This window comes from Parabacteroides faecis (genome assembly GCF_014647375.1).
In the GTDB taxonomy this organism is placed as follows: Bacteria; Bacteroidota; Bacteroidia; order Bacteroidales; family Tannerellaceae; genus Parabacteroides; species Parabacteroides faecis.
This window is the reverse complement of sequence record NZ_BMPB01000010.1, coordinates 38,850-58,349: the sequence shown is the minus strand read 5'-3', so window position 1 is coordinate 58,349 and position 19,500 is coordinate 38,850. Positions and strand designations below refer to the sequence as shown.

General features: G+C 40.2%; 12 protein-coding genes. 10 read left to right on the top strand and 2 right to left on the bottom strand.

What is annotated here, in order from left to right; translation table 11 throughout:
* Positions 1-8: 8 nt before the first annotated feature.
* Complete coding sequence (locus tag IEY67_RS15485) at positions 9-953, bottom strand: FecR family protein (protein ID WP_183668573.1); 945 nt, start codon at positions 951-953, stop codon at positions 9-11.
* A 361-nt stretch (positions 954-1,314) separates the two neighbouring features.
* On the opposite strand from IEY67_RS15485, the gene IEY67_RS15480 reads away from it, so the two are divergent.
* The 10 genes from IEY67_RS15480 to IEY67_RS15435 all read left to right on the top strand — a co-directional run bounded on the left by IEY67_RS15480 (position 1,315) and on the right by IEY67_RS15435 (position 19,044).
* Entirely contained in the window at positions 1,315-2,043 is a 729-nt protein-coding gene (locus IEY67_RS15480) for a FecR family protein (RefSeq protein WP_229801088.1), read from the top strand.
* A gap of 214 nt (positions 2,044-2,257) precedes the next feature.
* Entirely contained in the window at positions 2,258-5,641 is a 3,384-nt protein-coding gene (locus IEY67_RS15475; protein ID WP_183668571.1) for a TonB-dependent receptor, read from the top strand.
* A 37-nt stretch (positions 5,642-5,678) separates the two neighbouring features.
* The gene (locus tag IEY67_RS15470; RefSeq protein ID WP_183668569.1) at positions 5,679-7,307 is read left to right on the top strand and encodes a RagB/SusD family nutrient uptake outer membrane protein; all 1,629 of its coding nucleotides are present in this window, start codon (positions 5,679-5,681) and stop codon (positions 7,305-7,307) included.
* A gap of 83 nt (positions 7,308-7,390) precedes the next feature.
* Positions 7,391-8,755 carry an alpha-L-fucosidase gene (locus IEY67_RS15465; protein WP_183668567.1) on the top strand — a complete coding sequence of 455 codons (1,365 nt, stop codon included), beginning with the start codon at positions 7,391-7,393 and terminating at the stop codon, positions 8,753-8,755.
* Positions 8,756-8,977: 222 nt separating this feature from the next.
* On the top strand, positions 8,978-9,562 hold the full coding sequence (locus IEY67_RS15460; RefSeq protein ID WP_122356904.1) for an RNA polymerase sigma factor: 585 nt from the start codon (positions 8,978-8,980) through the stop codon (positions 9,560-9,562).
* Positions 9,563-9,644: 82 nt separating this feature from the next.
* Positions 9,645-10,853, top strand: a complete 1,209-nt coding sequence (locus IEY67_RS15455; protein ID WP_183668564.1) for a FecR family protein — start codon at positions 9,645-9,647, stop codon at positions 10,851-10,853.
* Positions 10,854-10,950: 97 nt separating this feature from the next.
* Positions 10,951-14,358: a TonB-dependent receptor gene (locus IEY67_RS15450; RefSeq protein ID WP_183668562.1), complete on the top strand. Its 3,408-nt coding sequence runs from the start codon at positions 10,951-10,953 to the stop codon at positions 14,356-14,358.
* 14 nt (positions 14,359-14,372) lie between these two features.
* On the top strand, positions 14,373-15,857 hold the full coding sequence (locus IEY67_RS15445) for a RagB/SusD family nutrient uptake outer membrane protein (RefSeq protein WP_183668560.1): 1,485 nt from the start codon (positions 14,373-14,375) through the stop codon (positions 15,855-15,857).
* A gap of 214 nt (positions 15,858-16,071) precedes the next feature.
* Positions 16,072-18,321: a GH92 family glycosyl hydrolase gene (locus IEY67_RS15440; RefSeq protein WP_183668558.1), complete on the top strand. Its 2,250-nt coding sequence runs from the start codon at positions 16,072-16,074 to the stop codon at positions 18,319-18,321.
* A gap of 156 nt (positions 18,322-18,477) precedes the next feature.
* Positions 18,478-19,044 carry an RNA polymerase sigma-70 factor gene (locus IEY67_RS15435; RefSeq protein WP_183668556.1) on the top strand — a complete coding sequence of 189 codons (567 nt, stop codon included), beginning with the start codon at positions 18,478-18,480 and terminating at the stop codon, positions 19,042-19,044.
* Positions 19,045-19,047: 3 nt separating this feature from the next.
* On the opposite strand, the gene IEY67_RS15430 is transcribed toward IEY67_RS15435, so the two are convergent.
* A complete protein-coding gene (locus tag IEY67_RS15430) occupies positions 19,048-19,500 on the bottom strand; it encodes a GNAT family N-acetyltransferase (protein ID WP_183668554.1) in 453 nt (150 codons plus the stop codon).

Below are 19,500 nucleotides of genomic sequence, written 5' to 3'. Positions count from 1 at the left end.
TATTCTTCTCACTCTATGTAGATTATCTGATTTTCATCATCCCGTTGATAACTAAACTTTATATCCTTCTGCAAGACTCTCAACGCATAATCTATGCCATCCGTCTGACGAAATTTACCGGTGTAAACGTATTTAAGTACTTCTTTATTCCGTACCTGAATCGTTAATCCGTAATATTTTTCAAAATCTTTCATAATGGATGTAAACGATTCATTTTTAAAACAAATCAGTCCTTCTTTCCATCTGTAAGGATTAAAATCGTCTACCACGGAAACATGCAATTCGCCGTCCTGTAAATAGACCTTATTGTTCGGTTTCAACGTCAAATTCTGCGCCGGATCACTGGTGGAAGCTACCCTTACGCTACCTGACATCAATGTTGTTTCAAATTCACCCGTTTCAGAATAAGCGTTCACATCGAATTTAGTTCCCAGTACTTCTACATTGTATTTATTCGTTTGTACGATGAAGGGTTTGGTTTTATCTTTCGCCACTTCGAAATAAGCCTCACCATCCAATATCACCTGACGGTTCTTTTTACTGAACTTTACCGGATAGGTAAGTGAAGTTCTGGCATTTAGCCAAACATTCGTACCATCAGTCAAAGTCATATTGATCCGCTGTCCTGCCGGAACACTGATTGTATTCGTTGCCATCAATTCTTTTTCAAACGAATACTGATGGTAAAGATAGCTTCCCCCCAAAGTGATCGCTATAACGGCTGCGATTTTGATCAACTCAGTTCTAAGAGAACTAAGGTTTATTGAATATCTTTTCTTCCCGGCTTTTATAACTTTCTCGTTTCCTAAAAGCAACATTGCATCAAAGAGTTTTCGCTCTTTCAAAAAGCTCTGACGGTTCTCAATGGATTCTTCCATCCACTGTTTTACAGCCACTTCCTCTTCAAAAGATGCGTTGCCTTCAAAAAATTTATATAATGTTTCTTTGTTCATTTCTGTTGTTTAGGATTACCCTTCTATATTAATAGCAGTTCACAACTGAATATCCCTAGTAAAATAATGAAAAAAATAATATAAAATCAATTTCCTTTTTCAAACGCTCTATTCTTCTTTAGCAGAGTGACATAAAAAAAGCCCTTTTAACAAAATTCTGATACGTTAAAAAATATTACCCGCGATACTAATTCCATTTACACGGGGTAGAAATCCAATTTTCCCGGTACAGTAATAGCAAAAAGATATTTTACATTTTATGTCTTTTTTTATTCTATCGAGAGCTTTTTCAGTTTCTTCCGAATGAAAATTAAATTTCTTTCGGAAGAAACTGAATGACCTTAGTTCTCTTAGAACTGAGTTGATCAAAATCGCAGCCATCATTGCCCTTACGCTTGGCGGGAGTTTTATCTACCAGGAAATGCAAAGGGAAGAAACCCCTATAGCATTACAAACGATCACGGTCCCGGCAGGACAGCGGATCAATATCACTTTGGCGGACGGAACGAATGTTTGGCTGAATGCACGTACCACAATCCAATATCCCATTACCTTCAATTCAAAAGAACGCTTGGTCAAACTGGATGGAGAAGCCTACTTCGATGTAGCGAAAGACAAAACCAAACCTTTCATCGTGCAAACGAATAAATACAATGTAGAAGTACTGGGAACCCAATTCGATGTCGATTCTTATTCGGGTACCGAAATATTTGAAACAACATTGATGGAAGGTAGTGTCAGGATCTCATCCCTGACGGATGATACAGAAAGCCTGACACTCACCCCTCATAATAAAGCCTATCTGCATAATGGGAAATTACGGGTAAAGCCTGTCGACGATTATTCTTCTTACCGCTGGAGGGAGGGGCTGATCTGTTTCAAGAAAGAAACATTCGCTTCAATCATGAAAGATTTTGAAAAATACTATGGGATAAACATCTATATCACAAACATACAGGTACAGAAATACCTGTATACCGGCAAGTTCAGGCAAACAGACGGCGTCGATTATGCCCTGAGAGTGTTGCAGAAGGATATAAAGTTTACCTACGAACGCGATGACGACAATCACATGATTTATATCAAATAATTTAAACACTATGTTTCACCAAAAATTAAATGCTTATGGGATAAAAACTTGTTAACCGTAATGCCGGTGAAAGCTGGGGGGCAATAGCCGGCAGACATCAATTGACACAAACGAATTATTAATTTATTAATTTCAAATCAAAGAAAGTATGAAAAGAAACACTTTGTCGAGGTGCAAATATCGGGCACCGCGACCCTTAAAAATTTTCAGAATTATGAGAATCACGACGTTCCTGCTTTTGGTCTGCATACTCAACAGTTATGCGGATAATATCTTTTCACAAAATGCAAGAGTCAGTATCAACCAAAAAAATGTTCAACTGGAAAAGGTCCTGAACGAGATAGAACATCAGACAGATTATCTGTTCATCTATAACAATCAGGTAAATGTAAACAAAAAGGTATCTTTAAAAGCCAAAAATCAACCAGTTGCAAAAGTTCTGAAAGAGTTGTTAGCTGATTCGGGTATTACATATTCTGTAGAAGGGAACCATATCGTACTCGGTAAACAGAATATGGCCGCTGCTCCGCAACAAAACAGTACTATCAAAGGTAAAGTTATCGATACGAATGGAGATGCCGTTATCGGTGCCAACATCGTTGAGAAAGGAACAACCAATGGTACTACGACTGATGTGGACGGACTCTTCTCGATCAATGCCCGATCAGGCTCCACACTGGTTATCACTTTTATCGGTTATGTCAAACAGGAGGTAAAGGCGAACCCTAGCAAGAGAATGGAAATCATCCTTCAGGAAGATGCAGAAACACTGGAAGAAGTAGTTGTTGTAGGATACGGTACAATGAAAAAAGCCGACTTGACAGGTTCTGTCGCAACGGTCGGTTCGGAAGTTATCGAAGACCGTCCGCTGACCAACCTGGGAGCCGGATTGCAGGGGACCATTGCCAACCTGAACATTACCTCTTCCAATGGTGCGCCGGGAACAGGCTCCAAATTTAACATCCGTGGTACAACCAACCTATCCGGTGGTGAACCTCTTATTCTGGTAGACGGTATCGAAATGGACCCGAACCTGCTTAATCCACAGGATGTAAAAGATGTTACTGTTTTGAAAGATGCTGCATCGGCTTCTATTTACGGAGCACGTGCTGCGTTCGGTGTAATCTTAATCACGACTAAAACAGGTTTCGTCTCACAAAAGCCGGTTGTTTCTTTAAGCGCCAACTATTCTATCAATGTTCCAACCGTTCATGCTAATTATATGAACTCAATGGAATATACCCAGTGGATGAATGATGCCAATACGACAAGTAACGGTAGCAATTATTTTGACGACATCACAATGGAGCATGTCAAAAAATATTATAATGATCCGAATAACAATCTTCCGGTGTTTCATCATCCGGACGACGCAGCCAGCAAATACCGTTATTGCGGAAATACAGACTGGTATGAGGCATTGAATAAGAAAAGCTATCCGATGCAACAGTACAACATCAGTGTACAGGGAGGTAGCGAAACAGCTAAATACATGACCTCAGCCGGTATGTTCCAGCAGGACGGTATCTCCAAATGGACGGATGAAGATTACAAACGTTTCAACGTACTGCAACATGTAAACTACAAAGTAAACAACTGGTTACAGGTGGGATTGAGAGCTACTTTATCAATGGTAAAAATGAACACCGGTCCTCAGAATAAATATGGAAATAACTCTTTGGGAGCTACGATTCCGGGCGACAGCCGCCCGTTAATGCCGGTTTATCATCCGGACGGACATTTTGCCGGTTACTGCGGTGACGGTTATTTCACTAACCAGGCAGCCTGGCTGTCTCAGGGTGGTAATGCCGAAATGAGAAATAATAATATGTATGCTACGGCATTTGCCAAATTAACCCCACTGGAAGGTTTGGAAATCAATGTGGATTATACATATAATTATTATAACTATTCTTTCAAAAACCATGTTCGCGAATATATCGATTATGATGCGGATGGAAATCAGGGCTCGATCTTCCCGCATACTTCTCCGAATCAGGTATCATATACAAAAAATGAATCACAATATGATGTATTCAATGCGTATGCTACTTATAAGAAAAAATTCAATAAAGTACATGCTTTCGAAGGAATGGTCGGTTTTAACCAGGAAAACCAAACCTATAAAGGAGTCGGTCTGAGCAGAAACAACCTAATCGCAAATGATATTCCATTCTTGAATCTGGCAACCGGCGATCGTACAACAACCGACTACATGAACCAGTGGGCTATCCGTGGTGCATTTTTCCGCTTGTTCTATGCATACGACGACAAGTATCTGGTACAAGTAAACGGACGTTACGACGGTTCTTCACGCTTCCCGAAAGACGATCGTTTCGCATTTTTCCCGACATTCTCATTAGGTTGGAGACTTTCACAGGAGAAATTCTGGAAACCGATCTCTCATATCGTGAATGATTTCAAGATCAGAGGTTCTTACGGTGCTTTAGGAAACCAGGTATTAAGCCAGGGCGGTTATGCTTCTTATTATCCCTATATTTCTACCTATTCTACAGGTGAAGTAGGTTATTTGTTCAACGGAGAGAAACAAATGGGCGTATATGCTCCGGGGTTAGTTAGCGACCAGTTGACATGGGAAACTGTGAAACAGTGGGACTTAGGTTTTAATTTTTCTATGTTTGATAGTAAGTTGACCGGTGAATTCGACTACTATGTTCGTACAACAGAAGATATGCTGACCAAATCGAAAACATTGCCATCCATCCTCGGTACCAGTGAACCGCAAATGAACGCAGCCGATTTAAGAACGAGTGGCTGGGAAGTGGCTTTGACATGGAAATCGTCCTTACAAAACGGTCTGGCTTATAGTGCAACACTATCTTTATCCGACTACCAGGCCGAAATCACCAAATATGATAATCCGACAAAAAACTTATCTGACAATTATTATGAAGGTAAGAAACTGGGAGAAATCTGGGGATTTGTCACAGATGGTTTATTTCAGTCTGACGAAGAAGCATCTTCATGGAACCAGTCAAAAATAGTAGGTTACACGCAATATGCGGGTGATATTAAATTTGCTGACCTGAATGGCGATGGAGAGGTTACAAGAGGTGAAAACACAGCCAACAACTCAGGTGACCTGAAGATCATTGGTAATGAAACACCGCGTTATAACTTCGGTATCCGTGGTACAGCCGAATATAAGGGCTTCGATTTCACGTTATTCTTCCAGGGTACTATGAAACGTGATATTATGCCGTCGAAGACATTCTATCTGTCTCATTATACATCTGAATGGTCTGTTCCCCAAAAGATCAATTATGACTATTGGAGAGAAGACAACCGCGATGCATTCTTTCCACGTGCCCGCTTGAATGGTTCTGCCGTAAATGAAAACCAGACACGCTTCATGCTGAATGGTGCTTATATCCGTTGTAAACAGTTAGCGCTGGGTTATACTATTCCTAAATACATCACGGAAAAGGCTAAAATCTCCAAATTGAGAGTTTATTTCAATGCAGACAACTTGTTTGAATTCTCAGGAATGCCCGACACTTTCGATCCTGAATTGGCAACAGTAAATGCTTATCCATTTATCAGGTCATTCTCTTTTGGTGCAAACCTGACATTCTAAAATGGAACATTGTAGAATAATTAAATCAAAAAACAGAATGAAAAAAGTATATTATATAGCAAGCTTGTCTTTATTACTTGGATTTTCCGGATGTAATAATGACTTTATGGACTTGTACCCGGAAGATAAGATCAACGACGAGACCTATTGGAAGACAGAAAATGACTTGAAAAACTTTGCAAATCAGTTCTACACCACGCTGGATAATACCGGTGCTTATGGCAACGACAATGCTTCCGATAACCAGGCACATCAGACAAAAGATGCTTTTATCTGGAGTGATTATACGATCCCTACAGCCGGAGGAGGCTGGGCTAAAGGCGATTGGGCAAATATCCGGAGTTGTAATTATTTCCTGTCTCGTTATCATACAGTGGAAGGGAATGCAGAAAAGATCAATCAGTATGTCGGTGAAATTTACTTCTTTAAAGCCAAATTTTATTACGAAAAGGTTCTTCGATTCGGTGATGTACCTTGGTTAACAACTGATCTTACGACTTCTTCGGAAGAACTGTATAACCCACGAAATGACCGCGGAGCTGTTATCGATTCAATCTGTGCTTGCTTAGATAAAGCTGCAGCTTGGCTACCGGAAACAATGATCGACACACGGCTTAGCAAATACGCAGCCTTATTACTCAAATCCAGAGTTTGTCTATTTGAAGGTACATGGAGAAAGTACAGAAATCTTGATAATGCAGATAAGTATCTTCGTTCCAGCATAGAAGCTGCAGAAAAGATTATGAATAGCGGTAAATACGACATCTATTCAACAGGGAATATCGAAGACGACTACCATGCTCTATTTAATCAGCAGGATTATACGAATAATAAAGAAGCAATCTTTTTTGCAGCTTATGTGACAGACAAGCGTATGAACAATCGTCCCCGTACTGTACGTGAGGCAGGTACAGGTATGACTAAAGATTTCGTCGAATCATTCTTATGTGATGATGGCAAACCTATTGCATTAAGCGATCGTTACAAAGGAGATGCCAAATTCACTGATGAATTCGAAAATCGTGACCCACGTCTGAAACAATGTGTTTACACTCCTGAACGCCCTATCGCCATATTGGCTGACGGTTCGGAGGAATACGAAAATTCTCCGGTCTTCAACAGTCTGTCATTTACCGGTTACCGTTTGTATAAGATGTACTCTCCGTTAGCAGAAGATAACGAATATATCAAATGTACACTGGACGACCTGATCTATCGGTATGGTGAAGTTCTCCTGAACTATGCAGAAGCAAAAGCCGAACTGGGAGAATGCGACCAGACTGTTTTGGACAAAACGATCAATAAACTGCGTGACCGTGTAGGTATGAAGCATCTGACGGTAAATGTAGGATTCACTGATCCGAACTGGCCAAAATGGGAAGTAGCCATCTCTCCGCTGCTGAATGAAATACGTCGCGAACGCCGTGTAGAATTAGCATGTGAAGGTCTTCGCTGGAATGACTTATGCAGATGGAAAGCCGGTAAGTTACTGGAAAACCTGAAGACCTATTTAGGTCCGCGTGATCCGGCAACAGGCGAATACCGCGTTCTTTATCCAGGTATGACACGCACATGGTACGATCGTTTGTATCTGTATCCGATACCAACTGACGAGTTTACTTACAACCCGAACTTATTACCTCAAAATCCGGGTTGGGCAAATTAAAATGACCTCATTTGTAGGAGCGGGAAAAATTTCGCTCCTACATCTTTTTTTATTATACTTGCATCGTAAAATATAAGTTCATCATGAAAAAGACATTTGCAGGATTACTGGCAGCCTTGTCGGTACTTATATCCTGCTCTTCAAACGAAACAACAACTGTCGTTACCCCTAATGCCCGCCAGCTAGCCTGGGCAGATGCAGAAATGGGTGTATTGATCCATTTTGACATGCCGGTCTACCAACCGGACTATAATTTCAGGAATTGGGGCACACATCCGGATGCTTCCGTCTTCAATCCTACTGAATTAAATACCGACCAATGGCTGGAAACAGCTCATAAACTGGGAGCCAAATATGCTGTCCTCGTAGCGAAGCACTGTAGTGGATTCAGCCTGTGGCCTACAGAAGCGCATGACTACAGCATCAAACAATCTCCCTGGAAAAACGGTGAAGGAGATATCGTTGCCGATTTCATCGCTTCCTGTAAAAAATATAATATCAAACCGGGCATTTATGCCAGTACAACCGCAAACGGTTACCTGTATGTAGATAATCCGGGAGTTGTTCAGGAAGGAGGTCCGGTCAGTCAGGAAGAATACAATAAAATTGTAACGCAGCAATTGACCGAATTATGGAGTAACTACGGTGAACTGTTCGAAATATGGTTCGATGGCGGTGTACTGTCCAAAGAACAAGGGGGTGCGGATGTATTATCGCTTGTACAGAAACTGCAGCCGAATGCAATTGCTTTTCAAGGTCCGTACGGACATCCTAACTTGGTCAGATGGGTAGGGAATGAAGAAGGTGTCGCACCTTATCCCTGCTGGTCAACAGCCGACTCGACCACCAATGCCGACGGAACACGTGTGATAAATGGTTTGAACGGCGATCCTTTTGCCCCGTTCTGGTGCCCGGGAGAATCTGATTTCACTTTGCGTTGGAACCGCTCTTTCCAGGGCGGATGGTTCTGGACAGCCGGACAAGATAGCATGATGTTCAATATTCCTGAACTGCTTACCAAATACGAAACCAGTGTAGGAAGGAATACCAATATGTTGTTAGGCCTTGTTATCAACGATAAAGGACTTATACCTGATGCTGATGTCCGCCAGATAGAAACGTTAGGTAAAGAAATAGTTCGCCAATACGGAATTCCTCTTCAGCAAACATCCGGAACCGGCTCGGAGTATATCCTGTCGTTTGACAAACCGACCAGCATAAACCGTGTCATCCTACAGGAAGACATCGCCAAAGGAGAACGGGTCTTAAAATATTCCCTGAAAGGAAAAAAGAATAACGAATGGATCGACCTCGCTTCAGGATCATGCATCGGACATAAACATATAGACCGTTTCGAACCTCAAACACTCGATGCGATCAAATTAGTTGTAGACGAATCAAAGGCCGATCCCCAAATCATGAACTTTTCAGTTTTTGAAACCATCTAAATGATATATCCGGAAAACGTAAGACATTTAGATGATACCTAGAAATGTCTTTTCCTAAAGAGGTAGGTGTAAATCAATTTACATCTACCTCTAAATTTATTTATATCATACCCTCTCAGACATAAGTATTGAACGCTTTTTATAAAAGAACTACAGCAATCCATAACATCAGCGCTTTGATTTTACTTTATTTGTTTTATATTTGCGAATCAAATCACCTATATGCAAGAAGATGAAAGTAAAATAAAATGGGGTCAGTTTATCGCTGGTGATAAAGATGCTTACGGCTGGATATATAAAGTACATATACAAACACTTTTCCAGTATGGTAAACGTTTCACATCGGATACAGAACTAATAAAGGACTGTATCCAAGAAGTCTTTACCAAATTGTACAACAATAGAAAACGGCTTATTATTCCTGACAATATCAAATTATACTTGCTTATTGCATTAAAGAATTGTCTGATCAATGCACTCTATCAAGAGTCTCACTATGAACGTTATAATAGTGAAACTATCTCTTTTTCATTAGAGTTAACCGTTGAAGAGCAATACGTAAACAATGAACTCTACCAAAATCAAATAAAAAGGATACAAGAAATTCTAACTCTATTAACCCCACGTCAGAAGGAAATCATCTATTACCGATATATTCAGGAACTCAGTTTTGATGAAATCTGCGTTATTATGGACATGAACTATCAATCTGCCCAAAATCTTATCCAGCGTTCTCTGAAAAAGATCAGGGATACGTATGGTTCTGTTGAAATATTTATTCTTCTTTTATCTATTTCAGTCCAATAAAAACAATTCATATAAAAAAACTCTTTTATAGTGAGTATAAAAAAAGAGGCAGCTTGTCCTTTTCATAAAATATACTCATTAAATGGATAAAGATTATACCAAATATACAGCTGATCAACTACTGAATGATGATTTTTTTCTAAAGTCCGAATCATCTCCGACTGCAGAAAGCCTGTTGTTTTGGCAAAAGCAGATGGCAGAGAATAAATCATTGGCAGCAGAGATAGAGGTTGCTCGTCTTTTTTTGAACGCTATCCGGACCAATGTCAATAAAACGGCATTACCAAACAGCGAAAGCGAAGCTTTATGGCAGTGCATTGAACAAAAAAACAATTCGACTGATCGAAAAAGCAGACAAAGATATCTGCTTCTATCAGTTATAGGAATCGCTGCGTCCATCTGTATTTTACTGTCATTGGGAAAATACATAACGCTACAATCGGACAAACAGGAAACAAACTATCTATCAATAATAGAAGCTATCCCACAATCAGACAGTACCTCTTCAAAAGTACAACTCATCTTATCAAACAATGAAAAAATGACTATTGACGGAGAAGACAGCCAGCTTGAATATAAGCAGGAAGGATCAATCAATATAAACTCCCAAAAAATAGAACAGATAAAAAAAGAAAAGCAGAAAACAACATTCAACCAACTGATTGTACCGGTTGGCAAACGTTCTACAGTAACATTTTCTGATGGGACTAAAATATGGGTAAATTCTGATTCCAAAGTAATTTACCCTGTAGTCTTTTCTGAAAAGGAAAGAGAAATATTTGTAGAAGGTGAAATTTATCTGGAAGTCAGCAAAGATGAAAAAAAGCCATTCATTGTCAAAACCAGACAAATGGACATCAAAGTATTAGGAACTCAATTCAATGTAACGGCATATGATAATGAAAAGGATATGCAGGTCGTTCTTGTTAGTGGCAAAGTCGAAATAAAATCAGGAAATAAGCATAAAGATATTCTGTCACCGAACGAAATGTTCCGTTACGATAAAGAAATAAATCAAGGAACGGTTAGTCGTGTGGATATAGACGATTATGTTGCGTGGAAAGATGGATATTATCAATTCAAGCAACAATCATTAGAAGTGATATTAAAAAAACTATCCCGCTATTACGGAGTATTACTCTACTGCGGAGAAGACATAAACGAAGTCAGTTGCAGTGGCAAACTGGATTTGAAAGAAGACCTGGAAGACGTGTTAAGTTCTTTGAAAAAAGCGATACCTATTGAAATTGAGAAAAAAAATGAGAGCATAGAAATTAAAGTCAAACATTAAAATCATTGTATTATGGATCCTTAAATCATATAAAATCAAAAAAACTACAATTCTAAAAAAGTTCATCACTATTTACTAACTTAAATCATTACAGAAAATGAAAAAAAGCATCAGATTTAGTCAATGTCTGTTTTTCTTGTTCATGGGGATAAAAATATGCTTTGCTTCCGAAATCTATTCGCAACGAACATTCCTCACTATTGAGTCGAATAACCAGACAATCAAAGAAGTACTCAGCAAAATCGAAAAAGAAAGTGAATACATTTTCTTTTATATGGATAAGTCCATCGATTTGAACCGTAAAGTATCTGTAAAAGCAAAAGAAGAAAATGTGGAAAAGATACTTGAACAAATTTTTACAGGGACCAATATTCGTTATTATGTATCTGACCGACAGATCATTCTTTCAAAAGAAAAATTAGCCTCATTTCCGAAAAGTCCGCAACAAGAAAGACGGACAATCAGTGGCATAGTACAAGATGCTATGGGACCTATTGTGGGTGCAAATATAATTGTAAAGGGCACGACCAACGGTAATATAACAGACATGGACGGGAAGTTTACAATCGAAAATGTGTCCGCCAACGCAATCATTGTCGTCTCATATATTGGATACACACCCCAGGAAATAGCTGTTGGAAATCAAAGTATAATCAATATAACCTTAAAAGAAGACTCCGAATCATTGGATGAAGTTGTTGTAGTCGGATATGGAGTGATGAAAAAAAAGGATCTGACCGGTGCTGTATCACAGGTAGGAAGCAACTCCTTAAAAGACTTAAAGGTATCGCATCCCACGGAAGCCATGGCTGGAAAACTGGCTGGAGTACAGGTTCAGCAGGTTGGCGGTCAACCAGGACAAGCAGCCACTATCCGTGTACGTGGTTCAGGTTCTATTACAGCATCGAGTGCCCCGTTATATGTAGTAGACGGATATCCGTTAGGTGAACAAAACCTGAATGCTATCAATCCTAACGATATTGAATCGATCGAAGTTTTAAAAGATGCTTCTGCGGCGGCCATCTATGGTTCACGTGCAGCTAACGGTGTTGTATTGGTAACCACCAAATCAGGAAAAACAGGTAAAGTCAGCGTCAATTTGGACATCTATGCCGGCTTCCAGAATGTAACCAAAAAATTGGATTTAATGAATGCCCAGGAGTTTGTCGAGTTTAGCAGGGAAGCCTTTAATAATCACTATTTAGACAAAGTACCCGGGGCAACGATCAATGATCCGGTAAGTTCAAGACCTTCCGGAAACCGCTATCGTTATCCTGCATTCTATGACGATGCGGCCTATGTAGCATCTTTAGGAGAAGGGACAAACTGGCAGGATGAAATATTCCGGACTTCACCTGTGCAAAACTACCAACTGACCGTAACCGGTGGTGATGAACGGACAAAATATATGTTCTCTGCCGGCTATTTTAATCAACAGGGAGTTGTAGTCAACAGTGATTACGAGCGCTTCTCTGCCAGAGCTAAGATCGATAGCGAATTAAACCCCTGGTTAAAAATGGGAGTAAACCTGGCTCCTACTTACATGAATGCAAACAGAACAACTCAAGGACATTGGGCCAGTGACGGTGTAATCAATTCTGCTTTAGCCACAGCTCCGGTCACTCCCGTTTACAATGAGGATGGAACATGGGCATCACAGTCAATGTATGCTGTAGCCAGCGATGGTTTAACAGGTGTGCCAAATGCTTTAGCCTGTACATATATCCATAATTATGATACAGACTTACGTTTGTTCAGTAATGGTTATATCGAATTATCTCCATTAAAAAATCTGAAAATTAAATCAACGATCGGAGCAGATATCAGAGAATACAGAAATGAATATTTCCGTCCATCCACGATTCCGAACAATGGGAATGTAGCCCCTCTACCTTCTACAGAAAGAAAAGCGACAGAAAAGTCTGCAGAAACAGTTAACTGGCTGAATGAAAACACTGTCACTTATTTTAATTCATGGAATAAACATGAAATAGACGCTGTCGCCGGTTTCACAGCCCAAAAGAATATTTATCGTTATACGGAAGCCAGTGGCTCCGATTTTCCCAATGACAAAATCCAGACTCTAAATAATGCTACCGTAAAAAGTAGTAAATCCGAACGGAAATCATGGACTTTATTATCTTATCTGGCCCGTGTGAATTACCGTTACAACAATAAATATTACCTCACTGCATCTATTCGTGCTGACGGTTCCTCCCGCTTTGGAAAAAATAACCGATACGGCTATTTTCCCTCAGGATCTATTGCCTGGCGTTTATCACAGGAAGATTTCCTGAAAGATATCAAATGGTTATCAGACATGAAAGTACGTGCCAGCTATGGTATCACTGGTAATAATAATATTGGGGACTATGCAGCCATCGGTATTATGGAAAATGCCAACTACGTATTAGGCACAGGTACAGGTAATATCATTAACGGGGCCGCACAAAAAAGCTTCTCTAATGCAGACCTGACCTGGGAAAAAACACGTCAAACAGACTTGGGAATTGAGATCTCTGTCCTGGACAGCCGCCTGTCCTTATCATTAGATTTATATTATCGCAAGACTACAGATTTATTAATGAATGTAGATATACCGACAATTACCGGTTTCAGTAACGCGATGCAGAATATAGGTAAGATGCGCAATAAAGGACTTGAAATTACAGTTACCGGCATACCATTCAAAAAGAAAGATTTCTCATGGGAAGCAACAGGCAATATTTCAGTTAACCGCAACAAAGTCCTGGCATTAGGTCCTACAGGCGATCCTATTTTTAGTGATGGAGGTGCAGGTACTACTCATATTACAATGATTGGCGAACCTATCGGTTCTTTCTATGGATACAAAATGAAAGGTATTTTCAAGACAGAAGAAGAACTGAAGAACTACCCACATTTTGCTGATACGCAAGTCGGAGATGTTATGTTTGAAGATGTAAACGGTGATAAAGTAATAGACGCGGATGATCGTACGATCATTGGCAACAATATGCCGGATTTTACCTGGGGGATGACCCATACTTTCACTTTTAAGCATTTCGATGCCAGTTTTTCATTACAAGGTGTTGTTGGAAATGATGTCCTTCACTTAGGCAGACGTTTCTATACGCAAGGCGAAGGTAATCAGAATCAATTGCGGGAAATGCTCGGCCGCTGGCAGTCAGAAGAGAATCCGGGAACAGGATGGATTCCCAGGGCAAACTCACAACCAACAGGACAAAACAACGCCATATCTTCACGTTGGGTGGAAAGTGGATCTTTCTTGCGTGTCAATAATCTGACAGTCGGCTATACGTTGCCTGATACTTTTTCTAAAAAATGTGGTATGCAACGAGCACGTATCTATGTATCGACACAAAATCTCCTGACTATAAGTAGCTACAGTGGTTACAATCCGGAAACTAGCTTCAAAGAAGACAATGTAACAGCAGCCGGTACAGACTATGGGATGTACCCACTCTATCGTACTTGTACATTTGGCATTAACGTAACTTTTTAAACTGCAGATGAATTATGAAACTAAAATATAATATTATTACAATCGCACTGTTCGGTGTCAGTCTTTCTTCCTGCAACGATTTTCTCAATCAGAACCCTCAAACGGATTTGAGTGAAAATGATTTTTATAAAACTGTTGCAGATTTTACTTCAGCAGTAAACGGAGCCTATTCAGCATTACAGGAATCCAATATATATGGTAACTGGTATGTATTTGCAGAAATACCATCTGATAATACACGTAATCAATTATCCGGCTCGGTAACCAGTCAGGATGAATTCGATAAATTCTACATAGACACACAAAACAGTTATATCAAAGACTTCTGGACCGCCGCCTATCTGACTATAAACAGGACCAATACAGTCTTAGGACGTATTGATGGTATAGATATCGACGCAGAGTTGGCTACCCGTTACAAATTGGAATGTAAATTCATCCGTGCCCTGATGTATTTCAACCTGGTGCGGGTTTATGGTGATGTTCCGTTGGTATTGAAGGAAATAACAATCTCTGAAGCATATGATATCCTACGGGAACCCAAAGAGAATATATATAACCTGATCATATCCGACCTGAAAGAGGCAGCAGCCGAACTACCGGACAGTTACCCGACAACAGAAGACGGACGTGCAACGAAAGGAGCAGCTAAAGCGTTATTAGGAGAGATCTATATGACCCTACATAAATATGCCGAAGCCGAATCTATTTTGGGTGAAATTATAAATAGCAACCGCTATTCTCTGTTAGAAAATACACCGGGAACTCTCAATATAGAAGGGTATAAAGAGGTGTTCAGTCCCGTCAACCATAATAGTAAAGAGGGTATTTTTGAAATCCAGTTCCTTAAAGGAGGTTATGGTGAAGGTTCTAACTTTGCCAACAATTTTGCGCCTGAAAATTCAGGGACCAATGTTGTTACTGTCGGTGGTACCGGTGGAAACAATATCCCGGAAATGGATATCTACAATGCCTATGAAGAAGGTGATCTCCGACGGGATTTTTCCATGTCTCTGGGATATTACGACAATCGAAAAAACGGAGAATGGGTAGAATCACGCTATGTTTGCAAATTCATGGATGTTCCGTATCAAAGCAATGATGCCAGCAACAACTATCCTGTTATCCGTTATGCGGATGTAATCCTTATGTATGCCGAAGCTCTAAACCAGAACGGGAAAACCGCAGAAGCCTGCAAGTACCTGAATATGACACGCCGACGCGGCTTTGGTTATCAGACAACAGAAACAACACCTGTCGATCTTCATACCACGGATAAAGCAACATTTGCCCTAATGGTAGAACAGGAACGTAGGGTTGAGTTGGCATTCGAAAATCATCGATGGTTTGATCTGATTCGTACCGGCCGGGCAGTAGAAGTGTTGAAGAGTAAAGGTTTCTCTTTAAATGAAACAAATCTGATTTGTCCGATTCCTCAGAAGCAGATAGATGTGAATCCAGGTCTGACACAAAACCAATATGTCATCGAACCTAAATAAAAATGCTTAAAAGCGGATGTTTCAACAGTTCTCCTACCGTCTGGTTTACCGATTCTTTCGTATGCCTCTCCTTTGGGAAAACATCAGTCCGTCACTGATGTATGATCCCCCAGAAACGACATCGTACAGGGGTAACTGTTGAAACATCCTAACTTATCCAATGTGTAACCATTTATAATTAACTTTGCAATATCACTCAATAAAGTAATACCATATGAAAGCCTGGAATATATTATTAAGTTCGTTGTGCCTGTTATCTTGCAATCAACAGGAAAAGAGTTTTGAAAAATATGTGAATCCCTTGATAGGTACGGACATCCGTATTGTGCAAGGAAAGGATAAAAGCTCAACGGAAGAACGCGGACAGATCATGCCCGCAGTCGGCGTACCTCATGGTATGACTAATTGGGTAGCCCAAAGCCAGGCAACAGAACAGAAATGTCATCCTCCTTACTACTTTTTTCAGGATGCAATTCAAGGATTCCGCGCCAGTCACTGGATGAATGGTTCCTGTACTCAGGATTATGGCAGTGTAACGATCATGCCTTTGAGTAATAAACTGGAAGTAGACCCGCTAAAGCGAGCTTCGGCTTACGACCATACCGAAGAAATCTCCACCCCTTCCTATTACAGCGTATTATTGAAAGATTATGCCATCCAAGCAGAGATCACCGGCCTATCACGAGCCGGGATCATACGACTAGGTTTCCGGCAAGACGGCGATCATTATATTGTAATCGACCCAAACAGTGATGAAGGAGAAGCCATTATCCGAATTGATCCTGAGAAAAAAGAGATCACAGGATATAACCCCGTTCATCGTATCTATCAGGGATATGGAAAAAGTGCAGGTTTCAGCGGGCATTTTGTTATCCAGCTAAACGATGAATTTTCACACTTCGATATTGATAGTACGAGTTTGAACCATCCGGTTGCATGGCTCAAACTATCATCCGATAAACCGGGTGATAAGCTGATAAAGATAGGAACATCTTTTACCAGCATAGAGAATGCCCGCAAAAATTTACAGGCTGAAATTCCTTCCTGGAATTTTGAAGCTGTACGCAACCAATCCTCTTCTATCTGGAATGAGACACTCGGACAAATTGCAGTAAAAGGGGGAAATGAAGAAGACAAAGTCAAATTCTATTCAGCCTTGTACAATGCTCATTTCCTTCCACGTACATTCAGCGATATAGACGGGTCATACCCCAAATTTGACGGAGGTGAAAAAACAATGAAGATGGAACAAGGCACATATTACTGTGATTTTTCCCAATGGGATACCTACCGTGCCGTTCACCCTCTTTTTACAATTCTCAATCCGTCACGTAACGGTGATATGGCTCACTCGCTTGTATTAAAAGGATTACAAGGTGGTTGGTTACCCATTTTTCCATCCTGGAACAGTTATACAGCAGCTATGATTGGTGATCACTGTATTGCTATGATCGGTGATGCAATAATAAAAGATATACCCGGATTTGATTATGAGGAAGCATATGCACTAATGCGCAAAAATGCATTTGAAATAAACCCGGATTCCACCAGTTACCGGGATGGAAAAGGACGTCGGGCTATGAAATCTTATTTAAAATATAACTATATTCCTTTAGAAGATCCTGTCATGGATGCATTTCATCGCCAAGAGCAGGTATCTCGTACATTGGAATATGCATACGATGATTTTGTCCTTGCACAAGTTGCTAAAAAGCTGAATAAAACAGACGATTACAATATTTTGATCAAACGTGCCGGGAATTACCGGAATGTAATCGATCCCGAAACAGGATATGCCCGTGGAAGACATGAAGACGGCAGCTGGATAGAACCGTTTGACCCATATGCCTTCACTCCATCCATTTGCGAAGGAACTCCCTATCATTATACCTGGTATGTTCCTCAGGATGTTGCCGGACTGATAGAACAAATCGGAGGAAAAGAGAAGTTCATTTCACGTTTAGACACCTTTTTCGATGGTGATTATTATTGGCACGGCAACGAACCCGGTCATCATATAGCTTATTTGTATGCTTATGCCGGTGAACCCTGGAAAACACAAAAATGGGTACATAATATTATCGACCGGGAATATTTTACTTCTCCGGACGGACTTTCCGGAAATGACGATGCCGGACAAATGTCCGCATGGCTGGTATTCAGTATGATTGGTTTTTATCCTGTCTGCCCGGGAATGCCCTATTATGTAATCGGTAGTCCAAGTTTTGAAGAAAGTGTTATCACACTTGAAAATGGTAAAAAATTCCATATTGATGCTAAAGGTGTTTCAAAAGATAATATCTACATCCAGTCGGCTAGCCTTAATGGCAAACCATACGACAAAAATTATATTTTGCATACTGACATTATGAACGGAGGAAAACTATCCTTTGTAATGGGTAATACTCCTAATAAAAAATGGGCATCTTCCCCAACTTCACTTCCACCATCGTTAGGCATGTAGAGCTACCGAAACGACACAGTAGTTCTACTCTCCCGGAAACAATAGTGCTACCTATAGCGACACACTAATCCTATAATTTGTAGCACTATTGTGTTAAATAAATGATCGTATTGTATAAATATTATTATATTTACAACTTATTACGCTCAGGGAGAAATGGAGAATACAACAGACTTAAAAGCGTTCAATCAACTATTTACTGATTACCAAGGCAGATTTATCCGCTTTGCTAATACGTATGTAAGGGATATTGCTGTTGCTGAAGATTTTACCATTGAAGCCTTGATGTATTACTGGGAGAATCGCCATTCGCTGGAAGAAAATTCAAATATACCGGCCTATATCCTTACCACCATCAAAAATAAATGCCTAAACTATTTACAGCACTTGCAGGTAAGAGAAGATGTTAACGAACAATTACTGAATCATGCCGAATGGGAGTTGAATACCCGCATATCCACCCTGGAGGCTTGCGATCCAGGCGAACTATTCACAGCCGAAGCACAGGAAATTGTCAATAAAACCCTGGCCGGTTTACCTGAACAGACCAGGGTCGTATTTATCATGAGCCGTTACGAAAACAAATCGCATAAAGATATTGCAGAAACATTAGGAATAACCACCAAAGGCGTCGAGTACCATATTTCCAAAGCCTTGAAAAAGCTACATGCCAGCCTGAAAGATTATTATCCGGTCTTTCTGTATTTATTTTATATCAATTAGTTATTATAGTTCTTTTTCCAGTATCAACCGATGCCGGCATTGAACACCGTTTTCCCAGATCGGTTCCGGGTAATTCCGAACGAAATAATCGCGGTCCAACTCTTTCAGATCAAAACCTTCCTGTTGATATAACATCATAGGACCCGGAGCAGAAGTCCCGGTACAGACTGTCAGAAGAGTGATCCGGTTCGGTCGTGCCCATTCATCAAAGACAAAACGAAGTAAACGGCGCGCAATACCTCTCCGCTGAAAAGATTCATCTACAGCGACGTTTAATACTTCAGCCTGATTTACAGACTGCTTCTGAACAACAATCACTCCTACCATCCGATCCTTATAAAAAGCGACAAAACAATCGGATGTTTTCAGATAACTATCCACCAACTCACGATTGGGATCCGCCAACAAAAGCAGGTTATAAGGATAATCTGTCGCTTGTTCAATACGTATCTCCAT

What these genes read in the sequence shown, in the direction of transcription:
- IEY67_RS15485 (WP_183668573.1), bottom strand. Translation starts at nt 953, where the DNA reads ATGAACAAAGAAACATTATATAAATTTTTTGAAGGCAACGCATCTTTT.
- IEY67_RS15475 (WP_183668571.1), top strand. Translation starts at nt 2,258, where the DNA reads ATGAGAATCACGACGTTCCTGCTTTTGGTCTGCATACTCAACAGTTAT.
- IEY67_RS15470 (WP_183668569.1), top strand. Translation starts at nt 5,679, where the DNA reads ATGAAAAAAGTATATTATATAGCAAGCTTGTCTTTATTACTTGGATTT.
- IEY67_RS15465 (WP_183668567.1), top strand. Translation starts at nt 7,391, where the DNA reads ATGAAAAAGACATTTGCAGGATTACTGGCAGCCTTGTCGGTACTTATA.
- IEY67_RS15460 (WP_122356904.1), top strand. Translation starts at nt 8,978, where the DNA reads ATGCAAGAAGATGAAAGTAAAATAAAATGGGGTCAGTTTATCGCTGGT.
- IEY67_RS15455 (WP_183668564.1), top strand. Translation starts at nt 9,645, where the DNA reads ATGGATAAAGATTATACCAAATATACAGCTGATCAACTACTGAATGAT.
- IEY67_RS15450 (WP_183668562.1), top strand. Translation starts at nt 10,951, where the DNA reads ATGAAAAAAAGCATCAGATTTAGTCAATGTCTGTTTTTCTTGTTCATG.
- IEY67_RS15445 (WP_183668560.1), top strand. Translation starts at nt 14,373, where the DNA reads ATGAAACTAAAATATAATATTATTACAATCGCACTGTTCGGTGTCAGT.
- IEY67_RS15440 (WP_183668558.1), top strand. Translation starts at nt 16,072, where the DNA reads ATGAAAGCCTGGAATATATTATTAAGTTCGTTGTGCCTGTTATCTTGC.
- IEY67_RS15435 (WP_183668556.1), top strand. Translation starts at nt 18,478, where the DNA reads ATGGAGAATACAACAGACTTAAAAGCGTTCAATCAACTATTTACTGAT.
- IEY67_RS15430 (WP_183668554.1), bottom strand. Translation starts at nt 19,500, where the DNA reads ATGGAGATACGTATTGAACAAGCGACAGATTATCCTTATAACCTGCTT.